General features: G+C 35.5%; 19 protein-coding genes and 2 pseudogenes. 10 read left to right on the top strand and 11 right to left on the bottom strand.

The window, feature by feature from the left end; translation table 11 throughout:
* The first annotated feature begins 14 nt into the window (after positions 1-14).
* From FYJ58_RS00105 to asnB, 3 genes are all read left to right on the top strand, one after another.
* Positions 15-494, top strand: a complete 480-nt coding sequence (locus FYJ58_RS00105; protein WP_154515411.1) for a DUF1653 domain-containing protein — start codon at positions 15-17, stop codon at positions 492-494.
* Between the two features lie 69 nt (positions 495-563).
* Positions 564-1,307, top strand: a complete 744-nt coding sequence (locus FYJ58_RS00100; protein WP_154515408.1) for a polysaccharide deacetylase family protein — start codon at positions 564-566, stop codon at positions 1,305-1,307.
* Positions 1,308-1,407: 100 nt separating this feature from the next.
* The gene (gene asnB / locus FYJ58_RS00095; RefSeq protein ID WP_154515405.1) at positions 1,408-3,261 is read left to right on the top strand and encodes an asparagine synthase (glutamine-hydrolyzing); all 1,854 of its coding nucleotides are present in this window, start codon (positions 1,408-1,410) and stop codon (positions 3,259-3,261) included.
* Positions 3,262-3,366: 105 nt separating this feature from the next.
* Here asnB and FYJ58_RS00090 read toward each other — a convergent pair whose 3' ends face one another.
* The 11 genes and pseudogenes from FYJ58_RS00090 to FYJ58_RS15410 all read right to left on the bottom strand — a co-directional run bounded on the left by FYJ58_RS00090 (position 3,367) and on the right by FYJ58_RS15410 (position 11,696).
* Positions 3,367-3,636, bottom strand: a complete 270-nt coding sequence (locus tag FYJ58_RS00090) for a DUF1294 domain-containing protein (protein WP_154515402.1) — start codon at positions 3,634-3,636, stop codon at positions 3,367-3,369.
* A 107-nt stretch (positions 3,637-3,743) separates the two neighbouring features.
* Positions 3,744-4,331, bottom strand: a complete 588-nt coding sequence (locus FYJ58_RS00085) for a dipicolinate synthase subunit B (protein ID WP_154515399.1) — start codon at positions 4,329-4,331, stop codon at positions 3,744-3,746.
* Between the two features lie 3 nt (positions 4,332-4,334).
* Positions 4,335-5,204: a dipicolinate synthase subunit DpsA gene (dpsA, locus tag FYJ58_RS00080; RefSeq protein ID WP_154515396.1), complete on the bottom strand. Its 870-nt coding sequence runs from the start codon at positions 5,202-5,204 to the stop codon at positions 4,335-4,337.
* 135 nt (positions 5,205-5,339) lie between these two features.
* Positions 5,340-5,591, bottom strand: coding sequence for a DUF4366 domain-containing protein (locus tag FYJ58_RS00075; protein ID WP_154515394.1), 252 nt, complete (start codon positions 5,589-5,591; stop codon positions 5,340-5,342).
* A 135-nt stretch (positions 5,592-5,726) separates the two neighbouring features.
* On the bottom strand, positions 5,727-8,066 hold the full coding sequence (pcrA, locus tag FYJ58_RS00070; RefSeq protein ID WP_154515392.1) for a DNA helicase PcrA: 2,340 nt from the start codon (positions 8,064-8,066) through the stop codon (positions 5,727-5,729).
* A 50-nt stretch (positions 8,067-8,116) separates the two neighbouring features.
* Positions 8,117-8,773, bottom strand: a complete 657-nt coding sequence (locus FYJ58_RS00065; RefSeq protein ID WP_328597758.1) for a DUF1836 domain-containing protein — start codon at positions 8,771-8,773, stop codon at positions 8,117-8,119.
* A gap of 334 nt (positions 8,774-9,107) precedes the next feature.
* Positions 9,108-9,410 (bottom strand): YerC/YecD family TrpR-related protein, encoded by a 303-nt coding sequence (locus FYJ58_RS00060; RefSeq protein ID WP_154515390.1) that lies wholly within the window; start codon positions 9,408-9,410, stop codon positions 9,108-9,110.
* An 81-nt stretch (positions 9,411-9,491) separates the two neighbouring features.
* On the bottom strand, positions 9,492-10,226 hold the full coding sequence (locus tag FYJ58_RS00055) for a phosphatase (protein WP_154515388.1): 735 nt from the start codon (positions 10,224-10,226) through the stop codon (positions 9,492-9,494).
* Between the two features lie 419 nt (positions 10,227-10,645).
* Positions 10,646-10,924, bottom strand: a complete 279-nt coding sequence (locus FYJ58_RS15225; RefSeq protein ID WP_331464122.1) for a transposase — start codon at positions 10,922-10,924, stop codon at positions 10,646-10,648.
* A gap of 234 nt (positions 10,925-11,158) precedes the next feature.
* A pseudogene (locus FYJ58_RS00045) lies at positions 11,159-11,398 on the bottom strand (IS607 family transposase); the annotation flags it as partial.
* A gap of 172 nt (positions 11,399-11,570) precedes the next feature.
* Positions 11,571-11,696 carry a zinc ribbon domain-containing protein gene (locus FYJ58_RS15410; RefSeq protein WP_456300787.1) on the bottom strand — a complete coding sequence of 42 codons (126 nt, stop codon included), beginning with the start codon at positions 11,694-11,696 and terminating at the stop codon, positions 11,571-11,573.
* A gap of 577 nt (positions 11,697-12,273) precedes the next feature.
* Between FYJ58_RS15410 and FYJ58_RS00035 the strand changes: the two genes are divergently transcribed.
* The 7 genes and pseudogenes from FYJ58_RS00035 to FYJ58_RS00005 form a co-directional block, all read left to right on the top strand.
* Positions 12,274-12,957, top strand: coding sequence for a hypothetical protein (locus FYJ58_RS00035; RefSeq protein ID WP_154515386.1), 684 nt, complete (start codon positions 12,274-12,276; stop codon positions 12,955-12,957).
* Positions 12,958-13,252: 295 nt separating this feature from the next.
* A complete protein-coding gene (rlmD, locus tag FYJ58_RS00030; RefSeq protein WP_154515384.1) occupies positions 13,253-14,923 on the top strand; it encodes a 23S rRNA (uracil(1939)-C(5))-methyltransferase RlmD in 1,671 nt (556 codons plus the stop codon).
* 100 nt (positions 14,924-15,023) lie between these two features.
* The gene (locus FYJ58_RS00025; RefSeq protein ID WP_095906011.1) at positions 15,024-16,322 is read left to right on the top strand and encodes an AbiJ-related protein; all 1,299 of its coding nucleotides are present in this window, start codon (positions 15,024-15,026) and stop codon (positions 16,320-16,322) included.
* 93 nt (positions 16,323-16,415) lie between these two features.
* Positions 16,416-16,595 (top strand): hypothetical protein, encoded by a 180-nt coding sequence (locus FYJ58_RS00020; RefSeq protein WP_006857231.1) that lies wholly within the window; start codon positions 16,416-16,418, stop codon positions 16,593-16,595.
* A 125-nt stretch (positions 16,596-16,720) separates the two neighbouring features.
* Positions 16,721-17,548, top strand: a complete 828-nt coding sequence (locus FYJ58_RS00015; protein WP_154515382.1) for a ParA family protein — start codon at positions 16,721-16,723, stop codon at positions 17,546-17,548.
* Positions 17,502-18,449 carry a ParB/RepB/Spo0J family partition protein gene (locus FYJ58_RS00010; RefSeq protein ID WP_055245376.1) on the top strand — a complete coding sequence of 316 codons (948 nt, stop codon included), beginning with the start codon at positions 17,502-17,504 and terminating at the stop codon, positions 18,447-18,449. Before FYJ58_RS00015 ends, FYJ58_RS00010 begins: the two co-directional genes overlap by 47 nt.
* A gap of 189 nt (positions 18,450-18,638) precedes the next feature.
* Positions 18,639-19,511: pseudogene (locus FYJ58_RS00005) on the top strand (thioester domain-containing protein); the annotation flags it as partial.
* Between the last annotated feature and the right edge of the window lie 123 nt (positions 19,512-19,634).

The raw sequence follows: 19,634 nt of genomic DNA, 5'->3' as shown, positions 1-19,634 counted from the left end.
ATGGAGGCATGTGTATGCAGACAAGGAGACCAGAACCCGGAGATGTGTATCGGCATTTTAAAAATAAATTATATGAAATAGTTGCAATTGCAATTCATTCTGAGACAGAAGAAGAAATGGTTGTATATAAACAGCAATATGGTGAGGGAAAAATATATGTCAGACCACTTATTATGTTTTTAAGTGAAGTTGACCATGAAAAATATCCGGAAGTAAGCCAAAAATATCGTTTTGAATGGATAAACGAAGAGTCACATTCAGACGAGAAAGAAGATAAAAATGCTTTTTTAATGCGTTTTTTAGATGCGAAGGATTATAGGGAAAAGCTTCTTGTTTTGGAGGAGGCACCAGAAGATTTGGACGACCATATGATTACAAATATGGCATTGTCGGTTGATTTAGTAATTGAAGATAATACAATTGATGCACGATTAGATGAATTAATAGAATGTTTAAAAACAAAAGCGAGATTTGAATGTCTTCGTTTGCGCTAAAAAGTTTCGATAGAAATAATTTATTAAAATACTGCATAGAATGAGTTGACAGACAAAAGAGGTGATCGAATGTCTAGACAGCGAGTTCTTGCAGTATTTTGCGTTTTTATGCTTTTTATGTGTGCAGCTTTGGAGCGGCATGTTTATGTAAAGCAGGCAAGCTCAACGAACACAGCAAAAACAAAGACAGATGAAAAAATAGCATATCTTACATTTGATGATGGACCATCTGTGAATACGGAGAAGGTAATTGCGATATTAGAAAAAGAACATGTACCTGCAACATTTTTTTTGATTGGAGAGCAAATTACAGAAGATAAAAAAGATTTACTTTGTACCATGGTTGAAAAAGGGCATTTATTAGGAGTGCATACTTACTGTCACAAATCGGAACAGATTTATCGTTCTGCGGATGCTTATATCGAAGATGCCTTAAAAACGGCGGATAAGATTCAAGAGGTAACAGGGAAAAAAACTACCGTTTATCGTTTCCCATGGGGAAGCTGTAATGGGTATCTTACAAATATTTGTGATACGATTGTAGAGGAAATGAGGAAAAGAGGTTATGAATATTACGATTGGAATGTGAGTGCGGAAGATTCTGTTGGCAGTCCGACAAGTTCATCTATTATGAGAAATATTGAAAAGGATTTTAAAAAGTATAATGAACCGGTTATCTTGATGCATGATTCTGGAGCTAACACAGTTACAGTGGATACACTTCCGGCTATTATAAAACGTCTGAAAGAAGAAGGATATCAATTTGCTACATTGGATAAACGAACAGAAGTATGTCATTATCGGAGAAATTAAAATGAGAGTAAACGATGGGTTATAGCAAGTTTTCGCAAGCGGTATAAATTTTATTTCTTTGAATATATTTACTTAGAGCAAATAAATTGGAGGAATTATAATGTGTGGAATTGCAGGATATTGTGATTTTGCGGATAATCTGAAGCTGGAAGAAGCTGTGCATAGACCAATTGTGGAACGAATGGGACGAAAATTGACTCATAGAGGACCAGATTCCTTTGGAAGTTATATTGGAGAACACGTTGCTTTTTCCCATGCCAGATTATCGGTAATTGATTTGGAGGGTGGAAAACAGCCCATGATACGAACGATAAATGGGAGGGAATATGCAATTGTATATAATGGAGAATTATATAATACAAAGGAATTGAAAAAGGAGTTACAAAGTAATGGGTATTCGTTTCAGACGACATCGGATACGGAAGTTTTATTATTTGCTTATATTGCTTATGGAACAGAAGTTGTCCATAAGTTAAATGGAATTTACAGTTTTGCAGTGTGGGATAGTTATGACCGAAGTGTTTTCCTATGTCGGGATCGGTACGGGGTAAAACCATTATTTTACACTGTAAAAAAAGGAATGTTTATTTTTGGTTCCGAGATAAAAAGTTTGTTTGAGCATCCATATGTTGAACCTGTTTTAAATGAGTATGGAATTTGTGAGTTATTTGGACTTGGACCGGCAAGGTCACCGGGGTGTGGAGTATATGAAGATATTTATGAAATACCACCGGGTCATATGGGGTATGTCGATTATAGTGGTGTTAAAGTAACCTGCTATTTTCGTATGGAACCAAAAGAGCATAGGGAAACTTATCGGGATACGGTGGAGCATACGCGATATTTATTATTTGATGCAATTGAGCGTCAGCTTGTATCGGATGTTCCAATTTGTACATTACTGTCAGGTGGTTTAGATTCCAGTGTTGTATCTAGTGTAGCTTCGCTTCATTTAAAAAAGCAGGGAAGAGTACTGGATACTTATTCTTTTGATTATAAAGACAATTCTGCTAATTTTAAATCTTCCTCATTTCAGCCGGAAGAAGACAGACCTTATGTAGAAAAAATGATTTGCTATATTAATTCAAATCATAGATTTTTAGAGTGTGAATATTCTGAGCTATATAATTGTCTGTTTGATGCAGTAAGGGCAAAAGACCTTCCCGGAATGGCGGACGTTGATTCTTCTATGCTGTATTTTGCAAGGGAAATTAAGAAAAATCATACCGTATGTTTATCAGGCGAGTGTGCAGATGAAATCTTTGGAGGTTATCCGTGGTTTCGAGATGAAGATGTTTATAAAAATGATACATTTCCGTGGTCAAAAAACTTAGATTTTAGAAAAGAAGTTATGAATCAGGAATTACGAAATCGGATTCCGCTTGAGGACTATGTACGGTGTCAGTACAAAAAGACGATGAACCGGGTTCCTCTGAGAGGCGATGAAACAGTAAGAGAGCGGAGACAGAAAGAGATTAGTTTTTTAAATACCTCATGGTTTATGACGACATTATTAGACCGAAAAGATCGGATGACGATGGCAAGTGGGTTGGAAGTACGGGTACCATTTTCGGATCATCGGTTGATATCTTATTTATATAATGTCCCTTGGGAGTACAAGTATCATAATAATGAAGTAAAAGGGCTTTTAAAGGATGTCGCTGGCAAGGTATTGCCAAGAGAAGTTATATATCGTAAAAAATGTCCTTATCCGAAAACTTATGATCCAAAATATGAATCTTTATTGAAGGAAAATTTATCAGCGATTCTGGAGGATTCAAATGAACCGGTATGTCAGCTTATTGATAAAGAATATATGAAAAATTTAATGAATCAAAAGTCAGATTATGGGAGACCTTGGTTTGGTCAATTAATGGCTGTGCCTCAGATGTATGCCTATTTAATTGAGATTAATTACTGGTTGAAAGAATATAAGGTTCGGGTGAAACTATAAAATAGAAGTTAGGAACATGAATCTGAATGGTGACGGGCAGGCATATTATATTATAAATTGGGAGATTGAGATTTATAATATAATATGCACTGTATTCGAATGATTTTATTTTATAAAAATTATGTATCCGGCTATGACAGTATGAAGCAAAAGGCATCCAGGCAGTAGAATTGACAGAGGTTTTGCCTTTGTTTTGTGGTGGAAGCAGTACATTGCAAGTACAGTACCAAGGCTTCCACCAAAAAAGGCGGTGAGAAATAGTGTTCGCTCAGGGATACGCCAGTGGTGTTTTATAGCCCTGCGTTTGTCGATACCCATACTAATAAAACCAATTATATTTATTAGCAACAGATAAGTGTAAAAAAGTTCTTTCATTTTTCCCTCCAAATATGCTTAGCTTATAGATTTATTCGAAAAATTTAAAGCTTTAAAACTATATGAATTATACGATTATTTGGAGCGATAGTAAAGTAAATTTTTTATTATTTTGGTGCTAAAATGATAGGCTGTATCTGCTTTCCATCCAAAGCAAGTTCCATTGTAGGAAGAATTAGCTCAGGGTTAGCAACCATTGAGTTAGGTTTTGATTTATAGCTATCTTGCCGAAATGGAACAAAATAGATATTTTTGCAATTTAGCAGAGCACCGATGTTTTTAAAATTCATACTAAGTGCGTCATTTGTAGAAGGAAAGATTACAACAGGCCGGTCATTTCTTAAATGAGCTTTGGCAGCCATAAGAACTGGTGAATCAATCATAGCATATGTTAATTTTGCTAAGGTGTTACCGGTACAAGGTGCTATAATTACTAAATCCAGAAGTGCCTTTGGACCAATTGGTTCGGCACCTTCCAACGTTGTAATTGGCTCTTTTCCAGTGATTTTTTTTGCCTTTTCATAAAATTCCTTTGAGTTACCGAATCGGCAATCTATATTTTGAACTGCGTTTGAGAAAATAGGAGTTATGTGAGCTCCGGTTTTTACTAATTCTTCTAATTGTTTAAAGATTACTTTAAAAGTACAAAATGAACCGGTCATCGCAAAACCGATTTCTTTACCTTCTAGGGTCATTGATTATCCCTTCTTTCTTTTCATTACATGTTCCATTACTTTGTCAGTTAAAATTTGTGCAGAAGCTTTTGGAGAAACTTTTCCGGGAATTCCAAGACATAAGTTTGCATGAAGACCATAAGCTTTTGCAGCTTTATAATCTAACCCGCCGGGTGCTGAAGCCAGATCAATAATAATGGCATCTTTCGATACTCGGGATAAAAGGTTTGCATCCAGTATTAAGGCAGGTATTGTATTAAAAATATAAGTGAAATGAGGGAGCATGTCACAAAGCTTGTTTAATGGGATTGCATGAAAACCAAAAGCTTCTGCCATTGCACGATCGGAATCCTTGCGTGCAGCAACTGTTACGATGGTATCCAGTGCTTTTAGCTTAACTGCCAGTGTTTTTGCACATCGCCCAAAACCTAAAACAAGACAATGGCTTTTATGAAGGTTTGTTGGACTTTGGTTAATTGCTTCCATAATTGCTCCTTCAGCGGTAGCAATTCCATTGGCAATTGCAATGGAATCATCTTCCATAAAGTCAAAGAAAGATACCTTACACTGATGACAATAAGAGCGGACTTTATCAGAAATCATACCTGCAAATAAAACCTGCTCGGAACGAATAGAAGCATTAAAATTAGAAATGGTCATATCAGACGATGAGGTAAGTGCCGGAATTGTAATTCCATCTTTTGAGAAAGGAATCGCACTAACTAAAATATGGCTGGATTGAATGGTTTCTTTCATCGATGCTCCTTTGGCACATACATCTTGAATCATCGGATGGGTAAGTCCATAAGTAATTATGGACAGGTTTTGCCTTCTAAACTGTTCTGCCATATAGATTTGCCTGATATCACCGCCAAGAATTGCAATGTCATACATAAGAAATCCTCCTGATAAGGTAGCTTAATGACTATACAACATAGTATGTAAAGAAACGAAAAAATGTGAAAAAAGAAGGGATGTATACCATTTATTTAAATATGGTACACATCCCTATAAAAATTTTTACTATAATTATTCTTCAGTATCATCTACATCTTCGAAAAAGTCATCGTCGAAGTCATCAAAATCATCTTCAAAATCTTCCAAATAATCAGGTGTAAAATGTTTATATACTGCATATGCGATTACACCGACAAGTGCAACAGCACCTAGGATTGCTAATCCCCACATAATACAGGATTTTTTTTCATCTTCTAATTCTTTTTTACGAAGTAGTTCGTTAAGCTTTGCCGTGTTTAGTAATTCTTCTAATTTGTTTGACATATAAGCACTTCCTTTCTCTGGTAATTGTATTAGTCATTGTAAGAAAATAAGAATATAAAAATTATATTTGTCAGTATTATACCACTCTGGTAACGATTTTACTATATATTTTCTATTAAATTTACGTGAATAATTTTATTTTGTTACTGTTTTTAATTTTGCAAAAGAAGACCGCATTTTTTTTGTACCGGAATTTTGAAATGCTACGGTTACTTCATAATCATTAGATAATGGCTGTAAATCTAAAACGACACCTTCTCCAAAACGGCTGTGATAGACAGTATCACCAGGTTTGTAATGTGGAGTGCCTTTTAATGCGGTTGGAGTTACTTTCTTTGGTTTTTCTTTTTCAAACATGGTTGGCTCTAAATTGCGGTTACCAAATCCTTTTTGAATAAATGGATGATTGCCAAAAATTCCAGAATCATGTGTTGGAGCAAGATGACGACCGGTTGGAAGATTTGGTTTATTTCCCAATGTCGATGTATTTTTTGGAAATTTAGGCGAAAGAGATTCGGTGGTCTGTTTTAATAAATAACGTGGAATCTCATTTATAAAACAAGAAGGTTTATTAAAATTAGTTTCACCACGAACCATTCTTTGCCGTGCTGCACTCAATGATAATTTTTTCTTCGCTCTTGTAATTCCGACATAGCAAAGACGACGTTCTTCTTCAAGTTCTGTTGGATCGTCAGAGGTTAGCGTCATATAGCTTGGGAAGATTCCATCTTCCATTCCACAAAGATAAACAAAAGGAAATTCTAATCCTTTTGCGCTATGAAGTGTCATTAATACAACAACATTTGTACTGTCCTCTAAATTATCAATATCAGCAACCAATGCAACCTCTTCTAAAAATGCACTTAAAGTGGGTGCTTCTTCGGCAGCAGATTCAAAAGCAATAATTTTGTTAATTAATTCTTCGATATTTTCAATACGGCTTTCTGCCTCAACAGTTTCTTCTGCTTCCAGTTCAGCGACATATCCGGTTGCTTCAATAATTTCATTGATTAAATCTTCAATGGAATAATCCGGCTCACTTATTTTACCTTTTAAAATTTCAATCATGCTGACAAAGGATTCTATTTTGGCAAGACTCCTTCCAATACCGGGAATTGAATTTGCATGCCGGAGGGCATTATAAAAACTCATATTATTGTCAGCTGCATATTGAGATACACGGTCAATGGTTGTTAATCCAATTCCGCGCCTTGGTACATTAATAATTCGCTTTACTGCAATATCATCTAAACCATTGTCAATGGTTTTCAAATAGGCAAGTAAGTCTTTAATTTCTTTTCGGGCATAGAAATTAACAGCACCGACGATTTTATAAGGAATGTTTTTTCGCACCAATTTTTCTTCGAAAATACGAGACTGGGCATTGGTACGATAAAGAATTGCAAAGTCCTGAAAAGCACATCCTTCTTCTTGGGTTGCATGATAAATATCATTTACAATTGCCTCTGCTTCTGCATACTCTGTATCGAACTGGGTAAAGGCAATCGGTTCCCCTTCTTCATTATCCGTCCAAAGAGCTTTTTCTTTTCGCTCTATATTGTGTTTAATTACTTCATTTGCAGCCTTTAAGATATTTTTCGTAGAGCGGTAATTTTGCTCTAATTTAATGACACGAGTCTTAGGATATTCTTTCTCAAAATTTAAAATATTATGTATGTTGGCACCACGAAATTTATAGATTGACTGATCATCATCACCAACAACACAAAGATTATGCTCTATTTCACCATATTCATTTTCAGTGGAAGCTAACAAGCTGATGAGATGGAATTGTGCAGTATTGGTGTCCTGATACTCATCAACCATAATATACTTAAATCGATTTTGATAGTTACTTAAAATTTCCGGGTTCTTTTCAAATAATTCAATTGTTTTAAAAATTAAGTCGTCAAAATCGAGTGCGTTATTTGCCTTTAATCGTTTTTGATATTCCATATACACGTTTGCATAGCGTTCCTGATTAAAATCCCCCTGAGCATTTTTCATAAATGTCTCTGGAGTTATTAATTCATCTTTGGCAGAAGATATTACAGATAATAGAGTACGTTCTTTCGTATATTTTGTATCTATATTTAAATATTTACAAATATCCCGCATTAATGTTTTCTGATCGTCAGAATCATAGATAGTAAAACTTCTGTCATAACCGATTGCCTCGATATAACGTCTTAAAATACGCACACAAGTGGAGTGAAATGTACTTACCCAAATATTTTCGGAGCCATAACCAACAATACGGTCAACACGTTCCCGCATTTCCTTTGCAGCTTTGTTTGTAAATGTAAGTGCGAGTATGTTCCATGGATTGACATCACATTGATCAATTAAATAGGCAATACGATGAGTGAGAACTCTTGTTTTCCCAGAACCGGCGCCTGCCAGTATTAGAAGCGGTCCCTTATTATGCATAACAGCCTCTTTTTGCTCTTTATTCAATCCTTCTAAAATGTTCATATAATCACCTGTCACCGATGAGGCACCCTTTCTTATTAATTTTTAAAATTTTATTGCAAATTTTCTGGTTTCTCTTTTTTTTCTTTCTTTTTTTTCTTTGTATCTGGTTCACTAATTCCGGAAACGGTCTTATCAATCAATTTTTCAATAATAACTTTTTTTACATAGACATCAAAACTTAACATACAAATAAAAGAAAATGTTTGTAAAAATTCTTTGTCTTCATCATTGTCTGTATCGGAAAAAGTATCTTTTGCCTTTGTATATTTGCGTATAACATCTTTGGTTAACGAATTAATTTGTTCTTCACTTAATTGAAATATTTGATTATAAATTTCTTCTAAAGAAATGTCATTTTGATGATTATAAAATCGTTCCGTTAATGGAGTAAAAATGGTTTGTATATCACTAATAGAAAGAATATTTTTAAAGTAATAAATAAAAATTAATAAAAGCATATGCTCTTTTGAGTATTTCTTTTTATTTGGTGATGGAAGCAGATTGTTTTTCGTATAATTATTAATCATTGTTTTGGTCAGTAGCTTATCATCGGGATAACGTTTAGAACCACTGAGATGTTCATCAATAAATGTAGTAACCTGATCCATATATAAATCAATATTTGGTATTTCTTCTGGTTTAATATAGTCTAATTTTTGCAGACTTTGAATAATCTGCATAATATATTCTTCGTTATTAACGCCCACGTTTCTCACCTCTGGTTTACATTATATAGTATTGAAAACTATATGACAAGTGTTTTATGACGGCTGATTTGAATGGAGGAGAGGAATTTGGTTCTTAATTAACCATAGTTTGACATTCGTTGGACAAAAAGTATAAGATTGCCAAATTCTGTATTTTAAGCGTTGGAAGTGGAGTTAAAATAGTAAGAATTGTTATAGGAAAAGTAAAGAAATAATCTTTGAAATTGATATATTTTGTTTTGAAACAGAATTAATAAAGTCGGATAGAAACATAGTATTAATAAGGTCTTCTATGATTATACATATTACCATAGAAGACCTAGCGTGTTTTGGGCTATTGACTTACATCTTTTTCTTCAATACGTTTAAAGACCATATCATAGCCATCGTTACCATAATTTAGAGAACGATTGACACGGCTTATTGTAGCAGTGGAAGCACCTGTTTTCTCAGCTATTTCCAGATAAGTCTTTTGTTCTCTGAGCATTTTAGCAACTTCAAAACGTTGTGATAGGGACAACAGTTCATTTATTGTACAAACGTCCTCAAAGAAGGTATAACATTCTTCCGGACTCTGTAAGCTTAATATGGCTTCAAATAAGTGGTCAACAGCGGGGGTTTTAATTTTTTTATTCATTCTAATCGCTCCTTATGTAAATAAAATTCCCCTTATTCTGTTACTAATTTTACCACGATAAAGTTGTAAAGTAAAGCGTTTTTATATGGATTTTATAAATTTTTTTCGTTCTTCCATATATTGTTTGAAGCGTTCTAAAGAGGTATTTAAAATAAGCTCTTCTGGAAAATTTACTTGTTTGAGAACGGAAGCAGCATAAGTAAAATTAGCAACATCGTAACAAATATGTGCATCGCTGCCTAAAGAGATTGGAACTTGATAAGTCTTACATAACTCTAAATAAACAAGATCATTTTCTTTTGCATTTGGACGAAAGCTGAGTGGATTTAAGGAGCTGTTATTTAATTCCAGTGCAATATGGTTCTCTTTCGCTGTTTTTACAAGCTTTTCATAGTCCACTGGAATTCTTCCATCGTCAGGATGTCCTATGATATGAATATATGGATTTTTCATAGCATTTATATAGGCATTTGTATTTTGTTCTTTCGTACCCGGTTCATAACAAGGCAGATGAAGACTTGCAATACAAAGGTCTAATGACTTTAACGTATTTTCATCTAAATCCACATGTCCGTCAAAATCTAATATGTTTAATTCACTTCCAAGTAAAAGTTCAATTCCGAAGTCTTTATTTTTAAAAACACGGAAATTATGGAAGTAAAACTCGTGACAGGTTCCAGGCATTTTGGGGGCATGTTCAGTGATTGCAAGTAAGGATAAGCCTTTTTCCTTTGCAGCGTTAATCATTTCTGACACTGTACTGTAAGCGTGTCCACTTGCTAATGTATGTGTATGAGTATCTAAATAGAAATTCATTTTATTCCGTTACTGAAAACTTATAAAAAGTTATAAACTTTTATGTTTCATTCCTACTTCATCGTGTATGCTTTTGTACTGAATAAATTCAGATACTACTCACAAGTTCTTGTACACTCCATAGGCGTAAATTCCTGACTAAACGCATCAGTACATATCTGTATTAACTTGAACGTGTTATGATACAGATTGTTGTTCTAAAGTCGTTTCTCCATATCTTTTTAGATTTAAAGAAGCTTGGTAATCTCTATCTATCACGTTTCCACATTCACATTTGTAAATACGGTCTGACAACTTCAAATCTTCTAATACTATATAAGACGGCTTGGTTTTCACTATCTCAGTAGTAGTTTGATGTAAATAGTTCTGACGAATATCCGCTAGTCTATGATTTAATTTTAAAAGTTCTTTTTCGCTTTTTACAATGTTACTTGTTTTACAGTAACTTCCTCCTTCTTATTATTTTCATATTTCCTTGATATAGAACGCTGTAACCTGCGTTTTCTTTTTTCTAGTTTTTTAATTCTTTGTGTCTTATTAATATTTTTATATTTATGTTCATCAGAACATATTGCTAAATCTTTCATTCCTAAATCAATTCCAATGCCTTCATTTGATGGAAGAGTAGTACAATCTTTATATTCAATTCCAACCGTTATATACCAATTAAGTCCATCATATTTAATACGAGGATTCATATATTTTATGTTTTCAGTAGGTATACGATCATGTTCTGCAAGTCTTATCCAGTTTAGTTTCTGCTTATTTTTCTTTTTAGAAGTTGCAAAACCTTCTACTTTTACATGTGTATCTGTAAACTGGATTTTTACATTATATGTTTCACAAGCATCTTTAATTGCTTGCTTTGTTACGTTGTTTGAAACATTGTTTAACCAAGTATATTCATTAGTTTTCTTGCTTGGTCAGCACGTTTGCCATTCCAAATCATCTTTTTGTTTATTACTTGAAACTCTACAATATCCAATAACAATTCTATCAAGATTTGGTTTTATATTCATCACTTGATTTAGTTGTTCATGTGAATAATATCTATATCCATTGCTAGAAGTATGGTGTGGATGAAGTTTTCCATTATTATCCCAATTTCGTAATGTTTGTGCTGACACTCCTAAAATTTTTGAAAATTCATTGATAGAATAATATTTACTCATAATTAAAAATCTCTTTATAATGTTTATACTTTATTCTATCAATAAAAGTTATAAAAGCCAACAATTATTTATAACTTTTTATAAGTTTTTAAAACTGCTACCATCCTTCGTTGAGAATATTTATTGCTGCATTTATATCTCTTTCATGATGGGTCCCACAAACAGGGCAAGTTCACTCTCTTATTGATAATGCTTTCTTTCCGTCCTTATGACCGCAATTAGAACATATTTGACTTGATGGATACAAAGTATCAATCTTGATAATCTCTCTACCATACCAATCAGCTTTATATTCCAACTGTCTGACAAACTCACTCCAAGATATATCTGCTATTGATTTTGCAGTTTTCTTAATCGTTGTTCTGACTTTCTAAGATACTTAGGATTTTCAATCATTTCACCATCAGAAGTGATACAAAATTCCTTAATTCCAAGATCTATTTCAATTTCATTATCTGATTTAGGTAAATTTTTTTTTGACTAAAGACTATTATAATCAAGATACATAGAAAAAACAAGATTAGAAAACATATGTAAAAAAATCAGCAAATTATACCGATATATATTACAGCTATGGAGGGCAGTAATAAGAATGGACGGAACCATTTTTATTGCTGCTTTTTATAGTTTTGTTTGAAGTGGATTATTAGACTTATATTTTCATGAATTTTTTAAAGAAAAAAGTATGTTAATTGAAGAAGATGTTGATAAAGAAAAAAAGCAGATACACTTGTATTGCAACTTAATCAAACAGTTCGAGGGTGATGACAGGGAAGAAAAACTATATTGGATGGAGAAGAAATTATTTTAGGTCCTAAATTAATGGATGAGATGAACCAGAAGAACGGAACAGAAACGGTAGGAGGATTAGAATTATGTTTTCGGATAATTTCAATATAACAGATTATAAAAAAGTAATAAGGGTTGAAAAAATTTCACCAGTAAAAAAAGTAAATCAAACAAAATCATTTGAAAAAGATTCAAATTGGAAAAATGCTATGGAACTGACAAAACAGGCAATGTCTTCTTTTGGAAAAGATGTTTATGAAAAGGAAGAAAAGCAAAAAATTGGCGGGATTGATTTAGATCAAGTTCTATTTACGTATGATAAAGTGGTGGTAGAACAAAGCCAGAAACAAACAGTTGGAGAGAAAGTCGATAAGCATATTGAAAAACAATGGAAAAGCCATAAATCAGATTACGCGTATCTGGCAGATGAAAATGGAATCATTGAGTATAAAGGTAGTGTATTTTTGTATAATAGCATAGAAGACGTTATTACTTTGGGAGACATGACAAATGAAGACGATGTACTCAATATCACATTGTCTGGTGGAACGGTGTTGCGTGTAAATCGTGATAATATTGATGACTTAGTAAAAGCAATCGGTATGTTTAAGCCGGAAGACATTAAAAAAATCGTGGAGGCAATTGCAACAGATGCTAAGGCAAAAAGTAAACCAATAGAAGTCGATAAAAAAGTTGCTGACACTTATGAAGAAATATTTGATAAGAAAAATGGAATTAGGAAAAGAAAAAGGGAGAACGAAGAGGATTAAAAATTGCTGTTGAACTTGGAATTTGTGCGATAGATTCGTGAATAAGAAGTTGCCTTTTTCCGAAAATTCCGTTATAATGTAATAACGATAGAAAATAAAATGTGTGGAAGACGAGAATGAAGTCTGCCACACATTTCTTTTGAGCGATTAATATTAGAGTTGAGTGATTAATTGGGCGATAAGTAAGATAATGGGAGATTGGATGAAATTGAGAAAATAAAATAGATAAATCTAGAAAAAGAGTAAAAAAGAGTTACATTATAACAGATAGGAAAGGTATAGGAATAAGTTTAAAATGAAAAAAGGTCAAACAATTGAAGGAACGATTGAGCAAGTGAAATTCCCCAATAAGGGAATTCTGAAAACGGAAGATACAACCGTTATAGTTAAAAATGCTTTATTAGGACAGACTGTGAAAGCTGTTATTAACAAAAAGAGAAAAGGTAAGTGTGAAGCGAGACTTATGGAAGTAGTGGCAGCTTCACCGTTAGAAACAAGAGAGGCACGCTGTGTTCATTTTGGTCCATGTGGAGGCTGTATGTACCAGACGTTTTCGTACGAAGAACAATTAAAATTAAAATCAAGTCAGGTAAAAGAGTTATTAGATGAGGTCTGCGAAGAATATGAATTTCTTGGAATTAAGGGAAGTCCTGAAGAATGGGAATACCGAAATAAAATGGAATTTTCTTTTGGAGATGAATATAAGGATGGACCATTAGCACTGGGACTGCATAAAAAAGGAAGTATGTATGATATTGTAAATGCAGAGGGCTGTCAGTTAGTCGATGAGGATTACAGCAAAATATTGAAATGTGTGTTAGATTATTTTACCCAAAAGGGAACATCATTTTATCATAAAATAACACATCAGGGATATTTGCGTCATTTATTAGTAAGAAGGGCTGTTAAAACAGGAGAAATGCTGATCAGTATCATTACATCTGGCCAGGAAGAAGTTGAGTTACAAGAATTAGTAGAAAATTTATTAACCCTTTCTTATAATGGAAGAATTGTTGGAATTCTACACATTACAAATGACAGTGTAGCTGATGTTGTAAAAAGTGATAAAACAGAAATTTTGTTTGGACAAGATTATTTTTATGAGGAAATACTGGGACTGAAATTTAAAATCTCCACATTTTCCTTTTTCCAGACAAACACAAAGGGTGCAGAAGTTTTATATAGTCAGGCAAGAGAGTTTATAGGTGATACAAAAGATAAACTGATTTTTGATTTATATAGTGGAACGGGAACAATTGCACAAGTTCTTGCACCAGTAGCAAAAAAAGTAATCGGAGTGGAAATCATAGAGGAAGCTGTCGAAGCAGCAAAAGAAAATGCCGCCCTAAATCATTTGGATAATTGTGAATTTATAGCTGGCGATGTCCTGAAAGTAATTGATGAAATAGAAGAAAAACCAGACTTAATCGTTTTAGATCCACCAAGAGATGGAATTCACCCAAAAGCACTGGAGAAAATAATAGACTTTGGGGTAGACAAAATGGTATACATCTCCTGCAAACCAACCAGCTTAGCAAGAGATTTGATTCGATTGCAGGAAAGAGGATATAGGGTGGAGAAGGTATGCTGCGTGGATATGTTTCCAGAAACGACACATGTGGAGACGGTAGTACTGCTTTCCCACAAAAAGCCAGACGGACATATCAACGTAAAAGTTGAGTTTGGTGAGGGTGAGGGAAAAGTTCCGCTTGATAATATCGCTAAAAGAGCCGAAAGCTATAAGCCCAAAGAACGAGTGACCTACAAAATGATAAAGGAGTACATAGAAGCTAAATACGGCTTCAAAGTACATACCGCATATATCGCAGAGGTAAAGAGAGATTTAGGCTTGCCAATGTATGATGCTCCTAATGCGGTAGAAGAATTGAAACAGCCGAGGAAACATCCGACAGCGGAGAAAGTGGAAGCGATAAAGGATGCATTGAAGCATTTTGAAGTGATTTAATAATGGTGAGCGTATCATTAAAAATAGTGGTACGCTTTTCTTTAAAATATTTGGGAAGCAATATATAAGTGCTGAATATGCTTGAAAGGAGGAAAATGGAGTGAACCGTATTACAGAAATAACAAAGCGAGATATTTTAGATTTATTTCAGAATGGATTAGAGATAGACGAATTTTTTCAAACCCGAACCGTTACTTATAATTATTATGGTCGCCTTGAAGAAATAGATTTTCTTAAAAGATTATATGATTTGGAGAGAATGCCAAGTTTTGATTCAAGATTTGCAAATGCAGAACAGGATATTTGGCAACATACAGTGAATAATGATGATTATCCATACTGCTGGGTTTTTGAAGACAAAAGATTCAATTTACAAGATGGTAGCGATGAAGTATATTTAAAATTTCTTTGCGAAGTATTTCACCCTGCTGTTCGATATGATAAGGGATATTGGAAAGAATTTTTAGTGGCAACTAACAAGCTATTACAAAATGATGGTTATGAGATTTACCCTGCTGAGAAAATATCCAATCGTGATGTTTATGGATGGAGAATATATCAGCAAGAAGATAATACGTTGTTTATTCCATATTCTCAACGAAATGCAAAGGACATAAAAGCAAAAAAGATAGTATTGTCCATAAAGCGGAAAGCGAGAAATCAAATTTATCAGTTTCTGGAGCGATATAATATCGTATATCAAGCGACTGACGAAACGGGATGGAATTATAATACAACAGTAGCTGAGGATGTTTTCAATGAAATAAGGCAATTTTATGTGCCAAAGTGTTATAATGATAAAAAAGAATATGTTGAAACTGCTGATTTGCAAGCATTCATACTTTCTAATTCTCCATTTTGCGTGTTGGACGCAATAGAGTTTTTTGCGAAACATAGTATCTCAGATGACTTTGAACCACAGATTAATGCTATATTAAAACTGAATGAGATACCGTTTCAGCTTTCCAAGGGAAAGCTAATGAATACATTTGATACCCAGATAAATAAAAATTCATTAGTGTCTGTTCAAGAAGTAGGACTGAAAGAGTTATTACAAGAGGCTTCAAAATATTATGATGAAAACAATTTGCAAATTGCAGTGGAGAAACTTTGGGATGCATTTGAGAGACTAAAGACATATTACTGCTCATCGACTGTAGATAAGAAGAAATCGGTTAATAAGATTATAATGGATATGGGTAATAATCAACAGCCGTTTTTAGAATTATTTGAAAAGGAATTTCATGAGCTTACCATACTTGGCAATAATTTTAGAATTCGACACCATGAAACAACAAAAACGGATATTCAGGATAAAAGGCATTATGAATATTTTTATAAACGTTGCCTGTCTTTAATTTCAACCGCAATCCAGTATTTAGATGGAAGAAATTTATGATAGGAATGAGTTTTTATCAAAATCTCCCAGTTATAGATTTGTATATTATTTTTCCGAAACTTATAATGAAGCTAAAGAAGTGGAGGTGTGCTTATGAGAGAGAAATTTAATCATCTGTATTTGGATAGCCACGAAAGAAAACTTTTGATACATAGCCTTGTAGAGTTAAAAAATCAGCTCATACAGCAAGGCAGATATACGGATTGTATTGACGAGCTTATTTTTAAGGTCATAAATGCACCGACCAAGAGAATGAAAATTGAATATGTCTAAGGCAAATTACGAAGCCGCTTATTCTTATTGATTTTAAGAGTAGGCGGCTTTTTTGCGTTCTCTGGTACTGTTTACATAGCTACCTTGACAAAGTGGCTAAATCTATGTGAAAGGAGGACGCATCTATGTCAAATTGCAAAGTAATTGCTCTGACTAACCAGAAGGGTGGTGTCGGAAAAACAACCACAGCGGTCAATTTGGGTGTAAGTCTGGTGCAGCAGGGTAAAAAAGTCCTGCTGATTGATGCCGATGCACAGGCAAATCTCACGATGGCTCTGGGTTATAACAGACCAGACGATATTCCCATAACGCTCTCTACTGTGATGCAGAACATCATAGACGATAAAACACTTGATGTTTCACAGGGTATTATCCACCACAGCGAGGGCGTTGACCTACTTCCGTCAAACATTGAGCTGTCGGGCTTTGAGGTAAGGCTAATCAATGCAATGAGCCGTGAGCGTGTGCTGAAAACCTATGTCAATGAGGTTAAAAAGAATTACGATTATGTGCTTATTGATTGTATGCCGAGCTTAGGCATGATAACCATCAATGCTCTGGCGGCGGCTGACAGTGTAATTATCCCGACACAGCCCCACTATCTCTCGGCTAAAGGTCTGGAGCTTTTGCTTCGCTCCGTATCAAGGGTCAAGCGGCAAATCAACCCAAAGCTGCGGATAGACGGTATCTTAATGACTATAGTAATGCCCCGTACCAACATTTCTAAGGAAATTACGGCAACTGTCAAAAGTGCATATGGTCAGAAAATCAAGGTGTTTGATACCGAGATACCACATTCTATCCGTGCGGTGGAAGCTACCGCAGAAGGCAAAAGTATTTTTGCTTACGACAAAAGCGGCAAGGTTGCCGTAGCCTATGAGCAGTTAGGAAAGGAGGTGGCAGAGATTGGCGAGAAGCAGAGAAACCAAAATCGAGCTGACCGCATACGATGACCTTTTCCAAACGGACGAAAGCCGTGAGGAAGCAAAGCTCTCTAAGATAAGGGATATTCCCATATCGGAGATTGACGAGTTTCCAGACCACCCGTTTAAGGTTTTAATGGACGAGGATATGGAACAGCTTGTCGAGAGTATCAAGCGAAACGGTGTAATGACCCCTGCGACAGTTCGCTTAAAAGAGGACGGACGGTATGAGCTTATCAGCGGTCACAGGCGAAAAAAGGCTTGTGAACTTGCGGGGCTTGAAACGCTGAAATGCGAGGTTAAAGAGCTTACCCGTGACGAAGCCATTATTGTGATGGTGGAAAGTAATCTCCAACGCTCCGTTATTCTACCAAGTGAAAAAGCCTTTGCGTATAAAATGCGGTTGGAAGCTATGAAACGACAGGCAGGCAGACCCGCAAAAGAAAATTATTCCCCAGTGGGTAATAATTCTGAGTTCGCTACTTCAAGTGATGAACTTGCCGAAAAAGTCGGTGAAAGCAAAAATCAAATCTTCCGCTATATCCGTCTAACGGAGCTTGTACCCGAAATCCTGCAAATGGTAGATGAAAGGCAGATTGCATTCCGTCCTGCGGTTGAAATTTCCTATCTGACCGAGGAACAGCAATACACCCTGCTTGAAGCAATGGAGTACAACGATGCTACCCCGTCATTGGCACAGGCTATCAAAATGAAGAAGTATAACCAAGACGGCAAGCTCACTTCCGAGGTTATCCAGTCCATTATGGAGGAAGAAAAGCCCAATCAGAAGGAAAAACCCGCTTTCCGTGACGAGAGGATAACCAAGCTCATTCCCAAGACAGTTCCCAGAGGGCAGGAAACGGATTTTGTTGTCAAGGCGTTAGAGTTTTATAACCGACACTTGCAGCGGAACAAGGCTCACGAGAGATAGCCACACATCGAGGGCGAGGTCTGCCCATTTGAGTGGATAGCCATTATTTTGGCTTCCCCCTCTCCACACCTCACCCCCTAACTACTGCCAGTAACTATCCGAGAAAAGAAATACTTTAGGCTGTCCATAACGGGCAGCTTTTTTCGGTCAGTAAGGCAAAATATTCAATCCAAATTACAGGAGGTAACTATGAAAATCCCTAAATTGTTCAAAAAGGCTGCGGCTTTTGTAATGGCTGCGGTCACGGCATTATCCATAATGCCTGCGACGGCGTTTGCTGCGGGTGACATCGGGACGATTTCCTTTTCCCACACCTATGACAGCAACGGTAATGCGATGAGGTACAATTCCAGTGCGAATATCGGCGGCTATACCGCAGGCGGAACGGGAAATTATAAGTACCGTATGTTTGTGGACGGTGAGAATGCGTTTTGTATTCAGCCGGGAGTACCGCTGAAAACAGGAAACACCTTGAAAAAGGCTTCCTCTGATACTTGGAACGCCCTTTCAGCCAACCAGAAAAAGGCGGTTGGGCTTGCCCTGCTCTATGGGTATCAGGGCAACCGAAATAATCTGTCAGGAAGTGATGATGAAAAATGGCTTGCCACGCAGACCCTCGTATGGGAGTTTGTCACAGGCTGCCGTGAAGCCACAGGTTCATATAACCAGACAAGCACCACCGTTTACAGCCTGCACTTCGGTTCAAATTATGCCAACAGCGGAGCAAGGGCAGTGTATGACCAGATTGTTGCAATGCTGCGTGAGCATAACACCATTCCGAGCTTTATGTCGGGCGGTAAGAATGACATTACAAAGGAGCTTGCCTACAAGGACGGAAAGTACAGCATCACATTGACGGACAGCAACGGCGTCCTTTCCGATTACAGCTTTTCAAGCTCTGACAGCAATGTGAGTGTATCGAAGTCTGGAAATAAATTGACAATCAGCTCTACCGTAGCTATCAGCGGTTCTATCCGCATTACGGCAAAGAGGAACAATGTGCCGACGGTCAGCAGCAGTGCAAAGCTCATTGCCTATGGCGACCCAAACTTGCAGGATATAAAGTTATACTTAAATATGTACAATAAATATTAAATAAGAATGTACAAATGTTATGATATATGAGTTACAAGGAGGAACTCATATGATATTAAATAATCGGATCATAACAAATATAAAAATAGA

This window comes from Velocimicrobium porci (assembly GCF_009696045.1).
Taxonomy (GTDB): Bacteria; Bacillota; Clostridia; order Lachnospirales; family Lachnospiraceae; genus Velocimicrobium; species Velocimicrobium porci.
Note: the sequence above shows the minus strand (reverse complement) of the source record. Positions and strands in the feature narration are given on the sequence as shown.

Bases quoted from the DNA above. Each gene is read 5' to 3' on its own strand.
- pcrA (WP_154515392.1), bottom strand. From the start codon at position 8,066: ATGAACATTTTAGAAGGATTGAATAAAGAGCAAAAAGAGGCTGTTATG.
- FYJ58_RS00100 (WP_154515408.1), top strand. From the start codon at position 564: ATGTCTAGACAGCGAGTTCTTGCAGTATTTTGCGTTTTTATGCTTTTT.
- FYJ58_RS00105 (WP_154515411.1), top strand. From the start codon at position 15: ATGCAGACAAGGAGACCAGAACCCGGAGATGTGTATCGGCATTTTAAA.
- FYJ58_RS00075 (WP_154515394.1), bottom strand. From the start codon at position 5,591: ATGTCAAACAAATTAGAAGAATTACTAAACACGGCAAAGCTTAACGAA.
- FYJ58_RS00090 (WP_154515402.1), bottom strand. From the start codon at position 3,636: ATGAAAGAACTTTTTTACACTTATCTGTTGCTAATAAATATAATTGGT.
- FYJ58_RS00060 (WP_154515390.1), bottom strand. From the start codon at position 9,410: ATGAATAAAAAAATTAAAACCCCCGCTGTTGACCACTTATTTGAAGCC.
- rlmD (WP_154515384.1), top strand. From the start codon at position 13,253: ATGAAAAAAGGTCAAACAATTGAAGGAACGATTGAGCAAGTGAAATTC.
- FYJ58_RS15225 (WP_331464122.1), bottom strand. From the start codon at position 10,924: ATGAATCCTCGTATTAAATATGATGGACTTAATTGGTATATAACGGTT.
- FYJ58_RS00015 (WP_154515382.1), top strand. From the start codon at position 16,721: ATGTCAAATTGCAAAGTAATTGCTCTGACTAACCAGAAGGGTGGTGTC.
- FYJ58_RS00020 (WP_006857231.1), top strand. From the start codon at position 16,416: ATGAGAGAGAAATTTAATCATCTGTATTTGGATAGCCACGAAAGAAAA.
- FYJ58_RS00035 (WP_154515386.1), top strand. From the start codon at position 12,274: ATGTTTTCGGATAATTTCAATATAACAGATTATAAAAAAGTAATAAGG.
- dpsA (WP_154515396.1), bottom strand. From the start codon at position 5,204: ATGTATGACATTGCAATTCTTGGCGGTGATATCAGGCAAATCTATATG.
- asnB (WP_154515405.1), top strand. From the start codon at position 1,408: ATGTGTGGAATTGCAGGATATTGTGATTTTGCGGATAATCTGAAGCTG.
- FYJ58_RS00055 (WP_154515388.1), bottom strand. From the start codon at position 10,226: ATGAATTTCTATTTAGATACTCATACACATACATTAGCAAGTGGACAC.
- FYJ58_RS00085 (WP_154515399.1), bottom strand. From the start codon at position 4,331: ATGACCCTAGAAGGTAAAGAAATCGGTTTTGCGATGACCGGTTCATTT.